We start from the raw sequence: 20,881 nt of genomic DNA, 5'->3' as shown, positions 1-20,881 counted from the left end.
TTTTTATTTACTTTTACTAACTTCTCATATGACTAGTGTAAACACCCCAGCTCCAGCAATTTTAGTTACTGGTGGCGCTGGTTATATTGGTTCCCACGCTGTCCTTGCTTTAGAGCAAGCTGGTTACCAAGTGGTTATTTTAGATAGCCTTGAATACGGCCACCAGGAGCTAGTCAAGCAGCACCTTAATGCCAAGCTGGTGCAAGGAAATACAGCTGATCGTGCCCTACTAGATAAGTTATTTCAGCAATATAAATTTGCGGCTGTGATGCATTTTGCGGCCTATATAGCCGTAGGAGACTCAGTCACTGCGCCAGCCAAGTACTATCACAACAATGTCTACGGCACTCTTAATCTGCTGCAGGCCATGGCAGCTGCAGGTGTTAACCGGTTTGTATTCTCATCGACCTGCGCTATCTATGGCCCGCCTAAGACAGTGCCAATTCCAGAGAACCACCCTAAAAATCCTATTAGTCCCTATGCCAGCAGCAAGCTCATGGTGGAAATGATGCTTCCGGATTTTCAAAAAGCGTATGGTTTACAGTCCGTATGTTTTCGCTACTTTAACGCCGCTGGAGCAGATCCTCAGGGTCGCTTCGGAGAAGACCATAATCCTGAAACCCATCTGATTCCACTGGTGCTGCAAACGGCCCTGGGCAAACGTCAGCATATTTCCATCTACGGTACCGACTATCCTACCCGTGACGGTACCTGTATCCGTGATTATATCCATGTTGCCGACCTGGCTGATGCCCATGTCAGAGGCGTGCAATATCTCCTGGATGGTGGCGAAACAACCTTTATCAATTTAGGCAATGGCAATGGATTCACCGTTAGAGAAGTGATCGAAACCGCCCGCAAGGTGACAGGGCATTCGGTACCTGCCGTAGAATGCGAACGTCGTCCTGGCGATCCACCGAGTTTAATTGGTAGCAGCGATCATGCTCGTCAACGTCTAGGCTGGGTGCCTCAATATGCCGATTTAGAGACCATTATTAAGCATGCCTGGCAGTGGCATCAGCAGCGTCATGGTTAGGCGGGAGGCCAAATTTGATCTAATAGTGAGGTAATTAACCTTTCCGGAATAAATATATACAGACTGTACTGATAGTAAAAGTACGGGGAGTCCATAGCCTAGGTCACGGTGCTAGGCGTTCTCAGAGTGCTTTACCCAATCACGCCCTTAAGGGAAAATGCATGAATAGGGAAAAGTAGTTATATCCGGATAAATCCAGGGATTGAGTGCATTAGAATGAGCAAATCGCATTAGTCGATCCCTTCCCATGGCATTTCACATGGGACATTCTCCAATCAGCAGCAGGCTCGCATGGCAGTGGCAACTTCAATTATAAATGAATGGCAGCGACGGCTTCAGGCTGATTTGCCCGACCAAAGCCACGATACCCACATAGCAATTACCCAGTGGCTTTGCGGCGAGGACACTGAACGCTTTGAGGCGCTTTCTCATAAAGATTTATCCATTGCGACCCAAGCGATGGATTATCGATATCGCATTTTTTACAAAACCTACTGGGGACTGCCACCAGATCGGGCCTACCAGACTCTAATGCGAAAGCTGGGTGGGTTGTTTTTAGTTCGCAGCAAAATTCGTACATGGATTGCCCTGAGTCGCGATCGCCAGCGTCAGGTTAAGGACGTTCTGCAAGAAATTATTCAGGAAATGTTGCAGAGCGATCGCCATTTGCAGCAGCAGATGACCTGGATTGCTAAATGTACGCAGCGATCGCAGCTGCGTAATCTGTTGACGATGGCGACAATTGAAGAATATTGTTTGCGACCGATTCGTAACCAGCCTTTAATTGTCTATCGCTTTGTTAACTATCTGCGACGTTCTCAGCGTGGTGGGATGACTCAAGTTCCTGGAGCCCAGCTGATTCAGCTGATTTCAGAAGAAATTGGGACGGACGACACCGATAGCACCATTAGTCTATTTGATGTTCAAGCGGTTAGTGCTTACGAACAACAACAGGCGTTTGAAGAAACGCAACGAGCACGTCAGCTGGTTAAAAGCAATTTTGTAGACTATTTGCAGGATGCATTGGGAGATACGGCTACACAATGGCTCGATCTGCACTTACAGGGCTATACCCAAGACAACATTGCTAAAAAGCTGAACATGTCGATCAATCAAGTGTATCGACTACGGGAAAAAATTAGCTACCACGCCATCCGTATTTTTACTCTGAAGGAACAACCAGAGCTAGTGTTGAGCTGGTTGAAGACGACCTTAACCGACCACGATCTGGGATTAACCTCTAGCCAGTGGCAAACCTATTGGCAAACCTTGGAGCCTTCTCAACAGCAACTACTAACTGAATTGAAACAGGGTAGCGATATTGATGCGATCGCACAAAAGCTCGGGTGCAGACCTAAACAAGTCATGAGTGAATGGGCTAAGCTTTACCTAGCCGCCCAAAATTTAAGATCCTAGCCAGTTCTGAGGCGCTTTCAGGTTAGCCATGGGCAGCGAGGTTGGGGTGGTTTTACGGAGCAGTTACCTTCACTCACATCATTGTTTCTATATCCCCATCTTCGTTATTCCATTCTAGGTGGCCATCATGTCAACCTTTTCCGAAAACAAGGCGTTGTCACCGCTATCAATCAGTCCCAAACAGACTGAGACTATGGCAAACCTGGAGCAAATGTTCCTACTAATAGAAGGAATCTTGCCCTTTGAAGCCTGTCTTTACTATCAGGTTTTACCCCTTTCGATAGAAGGGAGTAGTCTAAACCTGGGTATGGTCAATCCTGACGATACAAAAGCAGCTGATTATGTCAGACGTCAAGTATCTTACATCAATTGCTCTATCGTATCGCGCTCTATCTCCTCTGACTGGCATCGAGAGATATTATCAAAGTTTTTGAGCCACTCAGCTAAAAGCCGTCAAGCCTCGCAAGTGTCTCAACCTAAGGCAAAATCTCCACGTAGTCCATTCGAAGAACAGCCCACACTGGTCGTAGGATCTCCAACTGAGATCATTGAAAATCCCCGTGATGTCATCATGGCTGAACCTACGACTAAACCTCAGCCACCATCGCCATCGTCAGTCACCACTCAAAAAACTGAAGCAGACGCTACGCCCCAAACATTACCGCCTCCAGAAGAACACACCACTAACGAAGAGGAAACTCAGCCGCCCTTAAACATTCAGTTAGAAGAAGTACCGACAAAGTCAGACACATCATCCCCAACGCCAGAAGAGCAGCCGTCAGAAACAATTTCTGAGCCGCCCTTAAGCCATAACAACCTCAATCCCAAAGAATTCACCCAAACACTGCTAAAGCGCGTTATCACCCAGGAAGGCATTGGCCGCCTTTATTTAGAACGGCAAAGTACGATTTGCCGAATTCTGTGGAGTAAAGATGGTGTTCTACAGTCAGTCGTAGAGGATATTTCTGCGCAGCTTTTTCAGGGTGTAATCAATGAGTTAAAACGGATGATGAGCCTTTCTCTGATTCCCGTTCGTAAACCAAAACAAATTGAAATTGAACGTATACACAATCAAAAACGAATCTTGCTGCGGTTCCGAGTCATGCCAGGGGATCATGGCGAAGAAGCAACACTGCAAGTATTAAGAGGAGCTGCCCTCAGGTTTTATCAGCAACAACAAATGGATAATCTGGGTCGTGATGCTCTTGGCATTGCCCATGATCTGCAGCAGCGCATCGACGAACTACGATCTCAAGCACAGCGTAACCTGGAGCTTCAGGACGATACCAAGCAGAAAACGCTGCCAGCAATTATTAGCATGCTAAAACAAATGGAGCACCAGCTAAACGCCATTATCCAGGAACCTGGGCAGTAGCTGAGGGGCAGCAACATCACAGTTTTCTAGGATGCCTCTTTTCCTAAGATGCATCGTCAGATGCAGATGGCTTCTTACGCAAGCCCTGCACTAAACGCCGAAAGTTTACAGAGAATTCACTAATTCCCAATAGACTTCCTTCCAAGTCTTCTTGCCAGGATGCCGACAAAACACCATAGCTAAGACCCACAGTACCCAGACCAAAGAAGCCTAACGAAACCAAGAGAACTAACACATTGGGAAATTCGACGATGTGTCGGCTCAGCAAAACATAAGCAATTACAAATGAAGACATGCCCAAGGCTGTCGGCACCCCAGCAAATACCGCCATGCGGCGAATCATACGACGGCTAACTACTTCTGGGATGCCTGCATCAGCCTTTTTACTGCCAGGTTTGGGCTTTTTAGGTGATGCCTTAACCTCTGAGCTGGCTTTGCTAGAAGAAGATGCTGAGCTAGATGAATTTGCCTGCTCGCCTTGTCGTTTATTGGACTTAGGCTCAAAAGGCAAAGACTCACGCTGAGATGGGGAAGGCATAAAAACGCGATACTGGACTGCGTGGACTAGGCGACAAATATGGCTACCTAAGTATCTTAGCCACGGATACCTAGCTTCTGAATCAATGCCCGATAGCGAGCAGTATCTTGCTTAACTAAATAAGCTAGTAAGCGCTTGCGGCGACCAATCATACGCAGCAGACCCCGACGCGATGAATGATCTTTCTTATTAATCTGCAGATGCTTACTGAGCCGGTTGATTTTTTCAGTGAGCATGGCTACCTGCACATCCACAGAACCAGTATCTGTTTCATGTACTTGGTAGTCAGAAATAATTGATTGCTTTTGTTCTTGCAGGAGCGCCATAGAGCTTACCGATTACAGTTACAGTCTGTGGAAACGAGCTTAGTTAAATGCGCAAGCTGTGCACAATTTAACGCAGGATTTTGTATTGTACTATAGCCAATGCCAGTCAGGCTTCATAAATATAGAACTTATTCCATCCTGGTGCTTTGCATGCCTGAGCTGCGGGCGGAGTGAGTGTAAAGAGGTGTAGGACGTAGTCAGGTTGCCTGTCCTGCACTAAGAACGTATTTTAATTATTATCATTTTTGTCAGGTTGCTCAAACAGGTATTTCTGAGTCAGGTTGCTCAGGTTTTGAAACGATTAGGCTAATTTCCAAACAATTCAGTCAAGTTGCTTAGTTTTGCTGTTCTCAACAGTGGGAACATTGCCGATAATGGTGTCCTCTTATGGTCTACGGCTTTTGAGCAACAGTTCCAGGTTTGTTTGAGTCCTTAGTCATGCAGTGCCAAGCACTGTTATTGATGTCGTCGCGTCAGTTTTTACCCGTCTGTTACGCTTGCCCATGTTTCATCCTCAGTTTGTCACTGCATTCGCTATTTTGTTAGGAGGCTTGGCTCTAGCGACACCAGGAAGGGCTCAATCGCCACCAGTGGCTGAATCTGCTACGGGGCTAGAGCATTCATCGAATGAACTAGCAGGTGTGCAGCTGGCTGTGGATGTGATCGACCCAGCTCACACTGTTGAACCGCCAGGGTTGGATGTGCGCTCTGGGAATGAGGCAATTAGCCCGTTCCTAGATTTAGCGATGCAGGAAGAACTGAGTAAGTTAATGGGGCGATTTGAGGGCGCATTGCTCCATAGTTATGCCAGCACTCAGCCTGCAGAGTTAGCACTGGCATCGATCAGAGCTCCGGGCAGTCTCAGTGCGAGCCTCAGTGGTGCTGGTTTGGAAACTCCATTAACCCATCCAGCTTTGGAAATGGCCCAGCAAACTCTGAACGATTGGGATGACTTGATTGCTCAGCGAAACTATGGGGCTGCACGCCAACGCTGGATTGAGGCACGCCAGGCTCTTTGGAATGCGTTTCCAGTAAATCAATCGTTGGCCCAGGCTGAGGTGCGAGCCATGTGGCTAGATCGCGGCACCATTGTGCGGGCTGGGTCGGAAGAGAATTTGGCAGCGGTATTTGATCGGCTGGCTGCTGCCGGTATCAATACGATTTTTTTTGAGGCTATTAATGCTGGTTATCCTATTTATCCCAGCCGCATTGCCCCTCAGCAAAATCCTCTGACCCGCCACTGGGACCCTTTGGCGTCAGCTGTACGGTTGGGCAAAGAGCGAGGAATTGAGGTTCATGCCTGGGTTTGGCTCTTTGCTGCGGGTAATCGTCGTCACAATTCGCTCTTAAACCTACCAACTCACTATCCAGGGCCGTTAATCAACGCCAATCCGGGCTGGGCCGCCTATGATCGTCAGGGGCGAATTGTGCCAGTTGGCCAGGATAAACCCTTTTTAGACCCGGCTAATCCAGAGGTGCGTAGTTATCTAATGCGGATGTTGCAGGAGTTAGTTACAAATTACGATGTTGATGGCGTCCAATTTGACTACGTACGGTATCCCTTTCAAGATCCAGGTGTTGATCGTACTTATGGATATGGCACAGCTGCTCGATTACGTTTTCGTGATCTAACTGGTGTTGACCCAGCGGTGTTGTCTCCTCGGGATAACAACTCTCTGACGCCCTATGAACAGCGACGCCAGCGCCAGCTATGGCATCGTTGGACCGAGTTTCGTATGGAGCAAGTAAGTTCATTTGTAGCTGAAGCGTCCCAGATGTTGAGGCAAAAAAGACCTGGGATGACGATCTCAGCAGCTGTGTTTGCAAAATCGACCCATGAACGCATCCACAAGATTCAGCAAGATTGGGAAACGTGGGCTCAGCGGGGCGACGTGGATTGGATAGTGCTGATGAGCTACGCCATGGATACTAACCGGTTTGAGCAGCTGATTCATCCCTGGGTGCTTGAGAGTAACTATGGTTCAACGCTAATTATTCCAGGAATTCGATTGCTGAATCTGCCTGAGATGGCAGCATTAGATCAAATTCAAACGCTGCGAGATTTGCCAGTAAGTGGTTATGCTTTGTTTGCTGCGGATAATTTACAGCAGGGGATTCAAACACTGCTGAGTAATACCCAGGGGGATGCGGATATTGTCTACTCATTGCCACAGCAGCAACCGTTTAATACTGCTGCTGAGCGCTATCAGGCTTTACAGCGAGAGTGGGGATGGCTGTTGAGTCATGATCAGCTGTTGATGCCGGAACAGCAGCTGGTGCAATGGGTAGAGGATGTGAATAAGTTGGGCGATCAGCTGGCAGAACTGGCGGAAAATCCTTCCCATCGTCAATTGCAGGAGGTGCGATCTCAACTAGACCAACTCGATCAATCCATCAGTTCCGATTTAACAGTAAAATCCCAGCAAAACAATTATCGCTTACAAACCTGGCAACACCGTCTGGTCACTATTAAACACCTGTTAGCTTACGGTGAGGCACGCGAGCTACCATAGATATCTGCATAAAATCAAAAGGATTATAGCTCACATCAAAGATCTATAAGTATCGTACTTCTCGACCAGTTTAATGCACATTTAATTATGCATTAAACTGGTCATAATTGTTAGTATTACTCATAAAACTATTGGTATTTTTTACTACAGTTTTCTTAGATGAAATATTGGTTTTCCAAGCTTAAAATAGATTTAAAATATATACAACCAAGAGCAAAGCAAGCTGCTTTAAATACTACTTGGCTTTTGATTGAACGAGTTGCCAAAATTATCAGTGAGTTAATTGTTGTATTTGTACTAGCGCGTTATTTGGGCCCTGATCAGTTCGGAATTCTGAGCTATGCAACTGCCATTATTAGTTTAGTTAGTATATTCACTAAGCTTGGATTAGATGATGTAGCTGTACGCTTTTTAGTTGAAGATGAAGATCAACATGAGCGTATTTTAGCAACCTGCTGTTTAATGAAGCTCATTTCAGGGGTGCTAATATACGTACTCCTAATAATATTTTTCTACCCATCTCAACAAAGCGAAATAACACTGCTGATATGTATCTTAGGATTAGTACTCCCTATACAAGCGATTGATGTACTGGGATTTTCATTCAAAGCTCATCTGAATTCTAGACCTTTAGTAATTAGTAATTCAATAGCTCTCTTTATTGGTTCTGTTATTAAAATATTATGTGTAGTTAATCAGCAACCATTAGAGATAATTGCATGGTGCATGGTGTGTGAGAGCATAATCAGCTTGAGTAATTTGTCTATAGCTTATTATTTGGATAATAATCGAATTATTATTTTTCAGGCTGTCTCTATTAGATACATAAAATATTTGTGGCAAGCTAGCATTCCAATAATGGTTTCAGGCATAGCAGTAACTGCTTACATGCGTGTTGACCAGATAATGATAAAAGAAATGTTGGGGGCTGAATCGCTAGGGCTATATTCAGCCGCATCAAAAATTTCTGAAAGCTGGTATTTTCTGCCAACTATATTGACAAGGTCTTTGTTACCTATTGCCGTAAAGTTGAAACAGGAAAACAATCAAGTAGAGTATCAAAATTTGTTTAAACTCTTATTCAGATCTCTGGGCCTGGTTTCAATTGCTATAGCAATCTTGCTGTTCTTTTTCTCAAAAAGCCTTATCAGTATGTTGTTCGGTAGCGAATACATAGCTGCTGAAAATGCTTTAATTGCTCATTCTATAGGAGGTTTCTTTGTCTGCATGGGGTTAGTCCTAAGTTTGTGGGCAATCGTTGAAGGTAAAACCAATAAGATGATTGTTAATACTATACTAGGTGCCTGCTTAAATATTATACTTAACTGCTTTTTTATTCAAAAATTTGGCATTTTAGGAGCATCTATATCTACTGTGATAGCTCGTGCTTTCGCTGGGATATTTGTTAACTACTTTATTAAAGATTTTCGACCTGTATTCAGAATACAAATTCAAGCATTTGGTGGGTGAATTATGAATAAAGCTGTCATGCTTTATAAATATCTATTCGCTAGGAAGATTTTCTATCCAATTCATTGTTTGATGTTTTCGCTAAGTACTCGAGGATTAGGAATTCTAAATTATGAGAATTCTACTCTCAGTGGAGAGAAGTACTTACTAGAAAAGATTGCTTCTCATAAATGGCATGAGTTTGTTTGTATAGATGTAGGGGCAAACATTGGCAACTACAGCTGTGCCGTTAAAGAAAATATCAAGATGGCAAAGCTATATGCCATTGAGCCCCATCCTAAAGCTTTTGAAAAACTGAAGTTGAATTCAAAAATTTTAGACTATTATGCCTTTAATCTAGCATTTTCTGATTGTGTGAAAATTATTGATATTTTCGATTATGCTTCCTTAGATTCTGAAGATGATAGTTCTGCCCATGCCTCGCTGTATAAAGATGTAATTTTACAGAAGGGCTATAAAAGAATTAATCAACATAAGGCTCAAGCTACAACATTAGATGATTTTTTGATCGATCAAAAAATCAAACATGTCAATCTTTTGAAAATTGATACGGAAGGGCATGAATTTGCTGTTTTGATGGGGTCTAAAGATAGTTTAAGGCTTGAGAAGATTGATATTATTCAGTTTGAGTTTAATTCAATGAATCGGTCTAGTCGAGTGTTTATGAAGGACTTCTTTGAAATTCTATCTAATTATGATTTGTACAGATTGATGCAGGATGGTTTGCTATCAATACAAATTGAAGATGCATTGATTTCAGAATTGTTTGCATATCAAAATATTGTAGCCATTCGAAAAAATATAAATTTAGAGAGCTGATAAATTCATTGAAATGTTTTGGTTTAAGCCGATTTTTTGATGATAGAGGTCTAATATGTTGTCACCTGTTGTTCTGATCGTATTTAATCGACCTGACCTTACTAGACAGGTGCTCAGTGCTCTAGAAAAAGTCAAGCCATCTGATCTTTATATAATTGCGGACGGTCCCAGAGAGAATGTTTTAAGTGATATTGATAGCTGCGCTCAGGTCAAATCACTAATTAACGATATTTCTTGGGAATGTAAAATCTACACAAACTATGCCACTCACAACTTAGGCTGTCGTCAACGGGTAGCTAGTGGGCTTGACTGGGTGTTTTCGCAAGTTGAGTCTGCCATCATTTTAGAAGACGATTGTGTGCCAGAGCCTTCGTTTTTTCGATTTTGTACTGAGCTTCTAAATTGTTATTCAATAGATGAAAGGGTGATGGCTATTTCGGGTGATAACTTTCAGTTTGGTCGACGACGCACCAAAGATAGTTATTATTTTTCTCGATATCCTCATTGTTGGGGATGGGCCACATGGAAACGTGCATGGCAACACTATGACGCTGATATGTCTTACTGGCCGACAGTTCGAGATAATCACTGGCTACAGGACATTTTGGGGAACCGATTAGCGGCAAATTACTGGCAGCAGAAGTTTCAGCAAACCTATGAAAGGAAAATTAATGCTTGGGGGTTTATTTGGACGCTGTCTTGTTGGATGCAAAATGGCTTATGTATTTTGCCAAATGTCAATTTGGTATCCAATATTGGATTTGGCTTAACCGGTACACATCATACCCATAAGTATTCGCCCTTTGCTGAGATGATGACTGAACCTATGCTGTTCCCGCTTAAACATCCTTCCCTCATGATCCGTGATGCTCAAGCTGATGCCTTAACCCAACGTCATCAGTTTGGCCGGTTAGCTCGTGGTCGTCGTAAAATTCGTAGTTGGTTACAGGTGTAAGACATAATTTCTCAATTCAACAAGACATTTCGGAGTCTTTATGCATACGCTAAACTGTGCCATTTGTTATTCCAACGCCCATCAGTTACTGCACTCACTAAACGATGGTGAACTAGTGACTTGTCAGAACTGTGGAGTTGTGGCTTTTACTCCAAGACCTACCCCTGAAGAGCTAGAGGCCTTTTATAACAATGGTTATCACGACAGGTTTAGTGAAAGTGCTATGGCCAATATGCACTTCGCCCAGAACCGCTATCAATTTTTAGAGAACATGTTGCATCGCTATGCTCCGAAGTTGGCGGTACAAACAGGACGTAAGTTGCTGGATGTCGGCTGTGGTACAGGGGATTTCCTTCAGGTTGCGCAACAGGCAGGTTGGCATGTTACTGGAACAGAATTAGCCAAAGATGCTGTTGATCGGGCTAGTCAGAAGGTTGGCAACCATATTCTTCAAGGAGATATGACGGAAATTTATGTGCCTGACGGTTCCTATCATCTTGTTACTAGCTACCATGTGATCGAACATTTATTAGACCCAATAGCTCAGTTAAAGCGCTGTTATGATCTTTTGATCCCCGGTGGTTTGCTATTTGTGGAAACCCCCAATATTCAAAGCCTGGGTGCAAGATTAAAGGGAAAAAATTGGTCTCATATTATCCCGCCAGAGCATATTCTTTATTTCTCACCTGTTTCTTTGAGACATGCACTACACAGAGCTGGATTTGATCAAATTGTCGTAGGTACTAGTGCTCCTCAGATTGTTGAAAGTATTGTTCATTGGCCTTGGGCCCTGAAAAAGTTGGCTGGTTTTATCTATCAAATAGCTCCACGCGTTGGTTTAGGCGCTGCGGTTCAAGCATTAGCCTTCAAGCAATAAGTGCAGAATAGATATCACCATGACCGCAAACTCTCCTAACCCACTAAGGCTGTTATACACGCTAACCACCTATCCTCCTAGCGTTGGTGGTGCGCAAATTCATCAACATCATTTAGCTCAATCACTGAGCAATTGTCACGTTCAGGTGGTAACTCATTGGCAGCGTAACCGTACTGATTGGTTGTTAGGCACTACACTCAACGCTCCAACAGCATCACAAAATTATGAGATAGATGGTATTCCCGTACATTGTCTTGATACAGGCTGGGGAGAAAAACTTAAAATGTTGCCATATGTGCTAATGTACCACGTTTGGATGAAGCAGGCGGTTGAGAAACTCTCAGCCATACGATTGCCACAGCTAGACCCCTTTGTTTCTAATGTTGACTTGGTTCATAATGTCCGTATTGGCCGAGAAGTTTTGAGTTATGCCTCCTTGGAGCTAGCTCGTAAACATGATCTACCCTTTGTCTTAACTCCTGTGCATCATCCTCGTTGGGTAGGTTGGCGCTATCGTCTGTATTTGGATATTTATCGTCAGGCCGATGGTGTTTTTACCCTGACTGATGCGGAGAAGAGAATTTTGATCGAACTAGGGGTAGCTGCAGATAAGATTTACACGATTGGCCATGGCCCAATAGTTCATGAAAAAAGCTATCCCCAAAACTTTCGAGAGATTTATAAAGTGCAGGGACCTATGGTCCTGTTTTTAGGACAGCATTATGCCTACAAAGGCTACCGACAATTACTTGCTGCTTGTGAAAAGGTTTGGCAGAGCTGTTCAAATGCAGAGTTTGTTTTTATTGGTCCTGTCGTCAAATCTTCGGAGAAGGCATTTGAAGAATATGCTGATCCTCGTATCCACCGATTGGGTATGGTTGATTTAGCAACAAAAACTGATGCATTAGCAGCTTGTGATCTATTATGTGTTCCTTCATCTCAAGAGAGTTTCGGCGGAGTTTATACTGAGGCTTGGTCATTTAGCAAGCCCGTGATTGGTTGTAATATTCCAGCAGTGGCTGATGTAATTGCAGATGGTGTCGATGGCTTTTTGGTAGAACAGACTGCTGAAGCCATTGCGGCGCGGCTGCTAGACTTGTTGGAAAATCCTGATGTTGCTCAAAGAATGGGACAGACAGGTTATCAAAAAGTACAGCAAAAATTTAGTTGGCCAGCTATCGCTAAAAAAGTAGATGAAGCATATCGAAAGGTCTTAGCTGAATGAGTGCAAATTAGAGATCAGGTTTGTGTATCGAGTGATTAGGTTTTGAATGTTTAGACGAATTTTGGGGATACGAATTGATGGAACCAGTTATCAGGATGTCTGCGATCGCATTTCCCTCTGGGCCCATACCAAACAATCCTCCTACATTGTTGCGGCCAACGTTCATGTGGTGATGACCGCTTATTGGAATCGAGCCTATCGTCGAGTACTCAACCATGCGGCCCTAGTAACTCCTGATGGGATGCCCTTGGTGTGGGGGCTGCGACAGTTGGGGATTGCTCGTCAGGGGCGGGTATATGGCCCTGATTTGATGCTAGCCTGGTGCGATCGCGCCGCCCATGAACAGCTACCCATCTATCTTTATGGCGGCACTGATGTGATGTTGCAGCATCTGGTGCAGAATCTGCAGCAACAGTGTCCAGATTTAATAATTGCCGGTATCCATGCACCCCCGTTTAGGCCGATGACTCCAGCTGAAGACGCGGCTGATATTGAGCGGATACATCAATCTGGAGCCGCTGTGGTGTTTGTCGGGTTAGGCTGCCCTAAGCAAGAGGAATGGATGGCGCGTCAGCATGGCAAACTCAATGCTGTGATGATTGGTGTTGGAGCTGCCTTTAGTTTTCACAGCGGTGAAGTTTCCCAAGCACCCCGGTGGATGATGGCCTGGGGATTGGAGTGGGTCTATCGTCTATGGCAGGAACCGCGTCGTCTATGGCGGCGATATATGGTGAATAACACAGCATTTCTCATATTATTTGGACTGCAGTTAATGAATCGAGCGATGCGGTCTATCCTAAGGCCAGGGCATTCTTCTAGCTGACGTTTGCTCCCAGGGCGCTAAGTTTTCCAAACTCGTTGATGAAAGAGCCGTTTTCCCTAAAATCAAGTCGAAGACAGAATTTTTTGTTTGGTATCAGCACAGATATTCGAGCTGCTTATCGGCTAAACCCTCTGCGACGTTGGGGTAGCATCAGGGTCTTCATTTTGCTGATTGGTGATGCGTTGGCCCTGGGATTAGCATGGCAGCTAGCGCGATTTCTAAATCAGTTTTATTCGCCAATTCCTGAGCGATTAGTGTGGTGGACTTGGCTGGGGCTACCCAGTTTGTTTTGGCTGTTTGCTGGAATGACGCTGCTGCTATTTACTCATTTTGGTCTTTATGGCGCGACCGTCAGAGCACGAGACTATCTGCGAGCGGCGCAGCTGGTGAGCTGTGTTTATTTTGTATCGCTGGTACTAGCCTATTTTTATGATCCAAAATTGGATGCCCCGCGATCGCTATTTTTTAGTGCCTGGGTCAGCAGCGTGGTGTTAGTGCTGGTCACCCGTCTTCTGAGCAATGGATTACTCACCTATTGGCAAGGAACCCGGCTGCCGTCACGGGTATTTCTAATTACTCATCCGGACCGCATGCATCGACTGTCAAAAACTTTAGAACGACGGTCTCACTATCAGGTAGTGGGGGCTGCTATGGTCTCAACAGCTAATGCAGAGGCAACGTTTCAGCGTATTTTAGCGGCTCAGCCTGATGAGGTGCTGGCTGAAGATGTCCCCGACGTGGAGCTAGCATCGGGACTTTATTGGCGATTGCGCGGGGCCAAAATTCCTCTACGGTTGCTGCCATCAAGTCGAGAAATGCTTTACCGACGTGGAATTCCGGAGATTGTGGCTGGTTTGCCCACGTTAATGATTGAAACCTCTGTTTTTCAGAGTGTGGACTATCGCCTCAAACGCTGGCTGGATTATGGTTTAGCGGCTTTAGCTGTGGTGGTGCTGAGTCCGATATTTGTGGGAGTTGCGATCTCAATTCACTTTACCTCGCCCGGACCTATCTTTTTTCGACAAGATCGCATGGGGCTCAGAGGCAAAGTATTTAAGGTCTGGAAATTTCGCACCATGGCAATAGATGCCCCCCAACGTCAGGCCCAGCTAGAGCAGCAAAACCAAACAGCGGATGGCATTATGTTTAAACTCCAGCACGATCCGCGTGTGACGCCTGTGGGTAAGTTTCTGCGGCGCACAAGTTTAGATGAACTGCCCCAGTTGTTCAACGTATTGCTTGGCCAGATGAGCCTGGTGGGACCGCGTCCTCTACCGCTACGAGACGTGGCTCAGTTTGAAGCCTGGCATCATATTCGCCATCAGGTACTTCCTGGAATTACCGGACTATGGCAGATCTCAGGTCGAGCTGACATTGAAACTTTTGATGATGCCGCCCGGTTAGATTTGCACTACATCGACAACTGGTCCCTCAACCTTGATTTAGAGATCATGGTAACCACCCTGCGAATAGTCGTGACTGGGCTAGGTGCCTATTAGATTCTCACTTTGAAGCTGCTTAAACTATCTATGCATGTCTACTTCACCAGAGTCACTTACATCGTCAGGTTTTCTATCGCGAACAGCAGATGGCAATCTAATTGGTCTGTTGACCATTGGCTTCTACAGTTTGTTTACGTTGTTACCCAGCAGCCATTCTCTGATGGTGTCTTGGCCCTGGGTGGCGGTATGGCAGGTAACCTTGTTGTTGCCCATTATTTGGTTGCTATGGCAAATGTGGTTTAAACCCCTGGGTCAGTTTAAATTAGGCTCAGGATTAGACTGGCCCATAGCTTTGTTAATTTTAGGTTTACTACTATCTACGCTGTTCTCGGAGTTCCCCAACCAGGCTCGCTGGTACTCATGGGCAGCGTTAGGCGGTATTGCGGCCCTCTATGCTTTGTCTGGGTGGTTAAGAACATCGAAACAGGTGGTTCAACTACTCAAATTTCAAGCTGTTCTTGGCATTGCGTTTATTTTAGTTAGTCTGGGTCTTTGGTTATTTCAGACCTACTTTCCGGAACTGGAAAGGCTGTCTGCTTTAGAACCCTACGGTGTTTCCCAACAGTTTGATTTTGGTGTCACTAGTCTGCGTAATTGGTATCCTCTGGGCCATCAAAACTATGTAGCAGGATACTTGGTTTTGATTTTGCCGCTACTATTGGGGTTGGCTATACATGATCGCGGCTGGCAGCGTTGGTTGTGGGGCGGTGGCTGTTGTTTGGGGCTGGTGGATCTGTATACGGCCAGTTCTCGGGGCGGGTTGCTGGCTTTGGTAATGACGGTTGCGATCGCGCTCATCATTATCCTATTTCGTAGTCAGTTACCCCGTCGACTAGTGCTTCCTGCTGGGGGACTTTTACTATGTCTCTTATTAGCAGCTACGTTAGGCAACAGCCGTGTTCGACAACCGCTATTAGCTCTGTTGCAAGGTAGAACCAGCAATAGTGAACTGGGATATCGGGCCATTACCAATGTTATTGGTTGGCATATAGGTCTAGAGCATATATTTACTGGTGCTGGTGCTGGCAGCGTACTACAGCTTTTTCAAAAATACCGCCCCTACTGGGCTGGTCGTGAAGCGGAGTTACATTTTCAACTTCACAGCACTCCAGCGCAGCTGTGGGCAGAATTAGGTTTATGGGGCATCGCCGCTTTAGTCAGCCTGGTTGGGTTGTTAGTTTGGCTAACTTGGCGTTGGACTCAGCAGCCAGTAACTTCATTTGTATCACCGAGCTTGGTCTGGAGTCTGGTAGCTGGGCTATTTGCCTATGGTCTGATGGGGCTAACCGATTATCAGCTGGATACCCCAGCCATTAGCGGATTGCTGGTGGTCTATCTCGTTGTCCTTGCGACTGTTTTTGCGCCTAACAATCTCTCGATATCTACAGCTACCCCCGAGCAACTAAGATTTTCCAGAATCTGTATGGGGTTGGGATTAGGATGTGTTGTAGTTGTCAACCTCTGGTTAATTCCTATCCATCGTGCCTGGGCTATATCAAAACAAGGCTTTGACCAGCTCAATCAGGGTAACTTTGATCGCTTTGAGCAAGCCCTGACTCAATCCCACCAGCTCGCTCCTTGGGAGCCTTACTATCCCTCTATGTTGGCCTGGGCCTTAGGAGACTTTAGTTTTCAAACGAATGGAGCATCCCGTGAAGCCCTGAGCAATGAATCGATTCGCTGGTTTGAAATAGCCAATGACATTGCCCCTTATCAAGAATTTGGTCGCTCTAATGTGGGCTGGTTATTGAGTCAGCAGAATCCTAGTGAAGCAGTTGCAGCTTTTGCAAAATCTGCTGAATTGGTACCAGTCAAGCGTGGAGTTTTTCTAGGGTTAGGAGTTGCCCTATTGCGTAATGAACAGTCTGTCTTGGCCACCGATGCATTGGTTTTGGAACTGCTGCGTTTTCCATTGCAGCTTACCAGTCCTATTTGGAACTTAGGAGAATTAGCTGAAGCTAAGGAGACTGTTTTTAGTGAACTAGAAAAACAATATGCTGAGCTACTTACGTTTCCGGAGATTGGAGTTAGGCTCAGAACATATCTGCAGCAGCAACAGGGCGCATTGCAATGGTGGCAAGGAGACTACACAGCGGCAGCACAAAGTTGGACTGACTTTCCTACAGGGCAGGCTTTATTGCAATTGAGCCAGGAAGAAAGTCTAACTGTAGAAGCATTGCCTGATGAGATTATGGGTAGACAGACTATCTTGGCCTGGTTGTCACCTGAACAGCGGCGTACTTTGTTGGAGCAGACCTTAATCAAACCGCGTAATGACTTGCCACAATTCAATGTAGCGCTACCCACACCAGAACAAGTTGATCAGTTTGTAAACACGATGAATGAAGCCACTACTTTTGATGACTGGCTCAAAAATAGTGGTTTGATAGAGCAGCCACGTAGTCGGCGGGTTGGATTTGGTGCCCTTTATCGCCATATTGACGGTCCTTTTCCAGTAGACTATGCGCCACGCATGGTGAATCAACCTGTTGCCAATACCCTTGAAGATTTATTCGCTGCACCAAGCTTTTTTCCAGAGCTTGAAAGCAGCCTACAGCCCAAACGACAGACCCTTCTCTCTCAACTTAAACTCAGCAGCGCATAATGCTTGTAGTTGCCCAGTAGGCAGCCTACTCCTCATCTCTTTTGTAGCGTACTGTAACCTGACCATTGTCATTAACAAGGATGGTGCCACCTAAGGCTTCGATATTAGCAGCTGCTCTTTGTCGAATAGCCTCATCTGTGGCTCTCAGCAAAACATCTGACCACGCGCCGATCTGTGCGGGTCTACTGCTAGGGTCTGTCTCTAAGAACTCTATTGTTTTACGGGAGAGAGCCGCGACAAAATCACCCTCTTCATCAGGAGAACGTTCAGCCCAATCAGCTGCCATCTCATGGGACTTCTTAGCAGCTTGTGTATCTCCGAGAAATAGCAATTCATCCGTTGCCTTATGTCGCCAAATAAAATAAGAGCGAGGCGGCAGGGCAGGGCCCATATGTTCCAGTCCCTTCTCCAACAGTCGTATCGACTCTTCCGGCGCACCAAGATACATAGAAAGAGTATTGACTAAGAAAATATAAGACTCTTCAAATAATGGATCATTGTCAACAATACTTTCAAAATAATGAGTGCTCAGACCGTAACCTGTTTTCTTACGAAGACTAGAGTCACCAAAATACTGTAAAAATCTTAAAAATTGCCAGCCAGCATAGAGATTCTCATATCCAAATTTTGGTAAAGAATTTGAGAGAACTAGCTGCTGTTCAAAAAGATTCTCATTCCATTTGTTGATCAGTGTAGTATCGTCGCTATTGTTATCTAGATCTTTGTAGAAGAAGAGCTGTATCGTAGTAATACCGACAACCGACAACAATAAGAAGACTACAGATCTAGTTGGAGACATTTGTAGCTAGCCGTTAAATATCTGAGCGCCTACTGCAATAGATACTACTGAGACATTCAGGAGATTTTGATCCTGAATGTCTCCTTTAAAGAATCAATAATCTCTACTGTTCTGTAGCTGCAGGACCGCAGTCAGTATCCGTTACTAATCCATCGGGATCAACTGTAAAGGTCGGCTGATCTTGAGGAAGCTGGCCTGCCTGATCTTCTTCACAGAGGAGAGTAGTTGAAGTAACCTCTTGCGTGCCTGTCTCAGTTAAAAGATAAGTAGCACCAGCATATCCCCTAAGCTGGATTTCTCTACCTGCCACTGGAGCAGCATAAGTTAATGCACCGGATTGATATTGAACATCATCAGGATCACCCCCTAAACCATCATTAAAAGCAATGGTACCATCGGCAGCAAGCCCCAGGATCTGTCCAACATTTGCAGCAGCGGCATCTGGATCGTCGCCAAACTCATAGTTGTCTGACTCCACTCGGATACCAACTCCTAAACCACCAATGTATCTGGAAAAATTAGCTTCATCAAGGACATAGGCCTGCTGACCACGGTTAATAGCACCGATGTTAGTGACGGCTTCAGTTTGGCGAGCACGGTTGGCTTGGTTCAGGAAGGAAGGTAGAGCAATAGCAGCCAGGATACCGATGATGATGATTACTACCAGCAGCTCGATGAGGGTAAAGCCTTCGTCAGCTTTCTTCTTGCTGGCTAGGTGCTGCAGTAGCTTGGCACGTAGAGTCGTTTTCATTATGTAAGGTGTCTCCTTGAGGTTTGGGATGTAGCGTCTAGCTCACAGCTTTAAAGCTACCCATGGAATTCAGATCTCTTATCACTTTGGTTGAAAACCTGAAAAGCTCTGAAATAACTTGATTCGCGCTACTTCTATAACCTACCCGTCTATGGGGACAGACCTATCAGCTAATGTACAGAATTGGTACCAGTAGCACTGGTTATGTCTACGTAAAAATACTGACATACTTGGTTGCTGAGTGCTTAATTTGATTAGCGGGTAGGAATGTTTGCATGGGGAGTGAATCGCACTATTTCCCCTTGTGCTTTCGATTGACTTAAATTGGTTTAAAGTCTTAAAACCGCTCTACGGTGTCAAACTGTTTGATCGGGGTTACTGCCGCTTCCCCGCAGGTTTTAGGTGTGGGAAATAATTTGGTCGGGTTAGCCAGTCCTTGAGTATTAATAGCTTGACGGACCCATTGCATCGTGTCTAAGTCGGCTGGGGTAAACATTTGGGGCATATAACAGCGTTTATCAGCCCCGATGCCATGTTCGCCGGAGATACTGCCGCCAGCGTCGACACATAGCTTGAGGATTTCACCTCCGAGGGTTTCTACGGTTTCGAGCTGACCGGGGACGGCGTTGTTGTACAAAATTAAGGGGTGCAAATTGCCATCGCCAGCGTGGAAAACATTGGCAATGCGATAGCCGTATTTTTTCCCTAATGCTTCAATTTCGTTGAGTACATGGGGGAGCTGAGCCCTTGGAATAACGCCATCCTGAACGTAGTAGTCAGGGCTGAGTTTGCCCATGGCGGCAAAGGCGGCTTTACGTCCTTTCCATAGGCGTAAGCGCTTTTCGGGTGTGGTGGCAATAGTGACCTGCCTGGCTCCATTTTGCCGCATGATTTCTTGCACTTTCTGAGCACTGGCCTCAACATCTGCCGGGGAGCCATCAACCTCGACCAGCAAAATGGCCGTTGCATCGCGAGGATAGCAGTCTAAGGCAACCACTTCTTCGACAGCATTGATGCTAAAGTTATCCATCATTTCCATTCCGGCTGGAATGATGCCTGCACTGATAATGTCGGAAACGCTTTTACCGGCGGCTTCAACATTGTTAAAGTCGGCCAGCAGGGTTTGGGCGCTTTCCGGTGATTTTAGAATTCGTAGGGTAATCTCGGTAGCGATTCCCAGGGTGCCTTCGGAGCCGACAAAAACTCCGGTGAGGTCATAACCTGGAAGTTCAGGCATGCCGCCAACCTCGACGATATCGCCATTGGGCAAAACTAGCTTGAGACCGAGAACGTGGTTAGTGGTGACGCCATATTTAAGACAGTGGACACCGCCGGAATTTTCAGCGATGTTGCCGCCGATGGAGCAGACGGACTGGCTTGATGGGTCAGGAGCATAGTAAAAACCGGCACCGCTGACAGCTTGTGTAACCCAGTTGTTGATGACACCGGGTTGTACTACCACACGCTGATTGTCATAGTCGATGTCGAGAATTTGCCGCATACAGGCGGTGACGATCAGCACGCTGTCTTCAATGGGGAGGGCCCCGCCGGATAGACCTGTACCTGCACCACGGGTGACGAAAGGGACTTGATTGCGATCGCAAATCTTTACTGCGGCAGCTACTTCTTCAGTAGTTCTAGGGAGAACAACTACAGCAGGCCGCTGCCGATAGCTAGTAAGCCCATCGCACTCATAAACCAGGAGTTCCTCTTTGCGACAAACTACCTGATTATCACCCAGCTCCTTGACAAACTCTTGAACAATTGGCTGCCAGTTCCGCTGTTTAGTTGCTGGATGATTTAGTGCTACCCCAAAAGTCATGTCTTATCGCCAATCACGTTAGGTATACC

General features: G+C 45.6%; 17 protein-coding genes. 12 read left to right on the top strand and 5 right to left on the bottom strand.

What is annotated here, in order from left to right; genetic code table 11:
• Positions 1-28: 28 nt before the first annotated feature.
• The 3 genes from galE to N836_RS44255 all read left to right on the top strand — a co-directional run bounded on the left by galE (position 29) and on the right by N836_RS44255 (position 3,827).
• On the top strand, positions 29-1,036 hold the full coding sequence (gene galE, locus N836_RS44265; RefSeq protein ID WP_023071035.1) for a UDP-glucose 4-epimerase GalE: 1,008 nt from the start codon (positions 29-31) through the stop codon (positions 1,034-1,036).
• Positions 1,037-1,327: 291 nt separating this feature from the next.
• Positions 1,328-2,452 (top strand): HetZ-related protein 2, encoded by a 1,125-nt coding sequence (locus N836_RS44260; RefSeq protein WP_023071034.1) that lies wholly within the window; start codon positions 1,328-1,330, stop codon positions 2,450-2,452.
• Between the two features lie 127 nt (positions 2,453-2,579).
• Positions 2,580-3,827 carry an ATPase, T2SS/T4P/T4SS family gene (locus N836_RS44255; protein ID WP_023071033.1) on the top strand — a complete coding sequence of 416 codons (1,248 nt, stop codon included), beginning with the start codon at positions 2,580-2,582 and terminating at the stop codon, positions 3,825-3,827.
• A gap of 43 nt (positions 3,828-3,870) precedes the next feature.
• On the opposite strand, the gene N836_RS0137110 is transcribed toward N836_RS44255, so the two are convergent.
• Positions 3,871-4,365, bottom strand: a complete 495-nt coding sequence (locus N836_RS0137110) for a PAM68 family protein (RefSeq protein WP_031291683.1) — start codon at positions 4,363-4,365, stop codon at positions 3,871-3,873.
• A gap of 56 nt (positions 4,366-4,421) precedes the next feature.
• Complete coding sequence (rpsO, locus tag N836_RS44250; protein ID WP_023071030.1) at positions 4,422-4,691, bottom strand: 30S ribosomal protein S15; 270 nt, start codon at positions 4,689-4,691, stop codon at positions 4,422-4,424.
• Positions 4,692-5,134: 443 nt separating this feature from the next.
• Between rpsO and N836_RS44245 the strand changes: the two genes are divergently transcribed.
• The 9 genes from N836_RS44245 (at position 5,135) to N836_RS44205 (ending at position 17,480) form a co-directional block, all read left to right on the top strand.
• Entirely contained in the window at positions 5,135-7,204 is a 2,070-nt protein-coding gene (locus N836_RS44245) for a glycoside hydrolase family 10 protein (RefSeq protein ID WP_023071029.1), read from the top strand.
• 159 nt (positions 7,205-7,363) lie between these two features.
• Positions 7,364-8,674, top strand: coding sequence for a flippase (locus N836_RS44240; protein WP_023071028.1), 1,311 nt, complete (start codon positions 7,364-7,366; stop codon positions 8,672-8,674).
• A gap of 3 nt (positions 8,675-8,677) precedes the next feature.
• On the top strand, positions 8,678-9,493 hold the full coding sequence (locus N836_RS44235; RefSeq protein WP_023071027.1) for an FkbM family methyltransferase: 816 nt from the start codon (positions 8,678-8,680) through the stop codon (positions 9,491-9,493).
• Between the two features lie 55 nt (positions 9,494-9,548).
• The gene (locus N836_RS44230; RefSeq protein ID WP_023071026.1) at positions 9,549-10,448 is read left to right on the top strand and encodes a hypothetical protein; all 900 of its coding nucleotides are present in this window, start codon (positions 9,549-9,551) and stop codon (positions 10,446-10,448) included.
• Between the two features lie 139 nt (positions 10,449-10,587).
• Complete coding sequence (locus N836_RS44225; RefSeq protein WP_235071033.1) at positions 10,588-11,325, top strand: class I SAM-dependent methyltransferase; 738 nt, start codon at positions 10,588-10,590, stop codon at positions 11,323-11,325.
• 19 nt (positions 11,326-11,344) lie between these two features.
• On the top strand, positions 11,345-12,550 hold the full coding sequence (locus N836_RS44220) for a glycosyltransferase family 4 protein (RefSeq protein WP_023071024.1): 1,206 nt from the start codon (positions 11,345-11,347) through the stop codon (positions 12,548-12,550).
• Between the two features lie 46 nt (positions 12,551-12,596).
• A complete protein-coding gene (locus N836_RS44215) occupies positions 12,597-13,373 on the top strand; it encodes a WecB/TagA/CpsF family glycosyltransferase (protein ID WP_023071023.1) in 777 nt (258 codons plus the stop codon).
• Between the two features lie 38 nt (positions 13,374-13,411).
• Entirely contained in the window at positions 13,412-14,872 is a 1,461-nt protein-coding gene (locus N836_RS44210; RefSeq protein ID WP_023071022.1) for a sugar transferase, read from the top strand.
• 34 nt (positions 14,873-14,906) lie between these two features.
• Positions 14,907-17,480 (top strand): O-antigen ligase family protein, encoded by a 2,574-nt coding sequence (locus N836_RS44205; protein WP_023071021.1) that lies wholly within the window; start codon positions 14,907-14,909, stop codon positions 17,478-17,480.
• A 25-nt stretch (positions 17,481-17,505) separates the two neighbouring features.
• Here N836_RS44205 and N836_RS44200 read toward each other — a convergent pair whose 3' ends face one another.
• The 3 genes from N836_RS44200 to glcD form a co-directional block, all read right to left on the bottom strand.
• A complete protein-coding gene (locus N836_RS44200) occupies positions 17,506-18,279 on the bottom strand; it encodes a hypothetical protein (RefSeq protein WP_023071020.1) in 774 nt (257 codons plus the stop codon).
• Between the two features lie 103 nt (positions 18,280-18,382).
• Complete coding sequence (locus tag N836_RS44195; RefSeq protein WP_023071019.1) at positions 18,383-19,030, bottom strand: type IV pilin-like G/H family protein; 648 nt, start codon at positions 19,028-19,030, stop codon at positions 18,383-18,385.
• Positions 19,031-19,367: 337 nt separating this feature from the next.
• A complete protein-coding gene (glcD, locus tag N836_RS44190; protein ID WP_023071018.1) occupies positions 19,368-20,852 on the bottom strand; it encodes a glycolate oxidase subunit GlcD in 1,485 nt (494 codons plus the stop codon).
• Between the last annotated feature and the right edge of the window lie 29 nt (positions 20,853-20,881).

Origin of the sequence: Leptolyngbya sp. Heron Island J, assembly GCF_000482245.1 — a bacterium.
Classification (GTDB): domain Bacteria; phylum Cyanobacteriota; class Cyanobacteriia; order Phormidesmidales; family Phormidesmidaceae; genus Leptothoe.
This window is presented reverse-complemented; position numbering and strand designations above follow the sequence as displayed.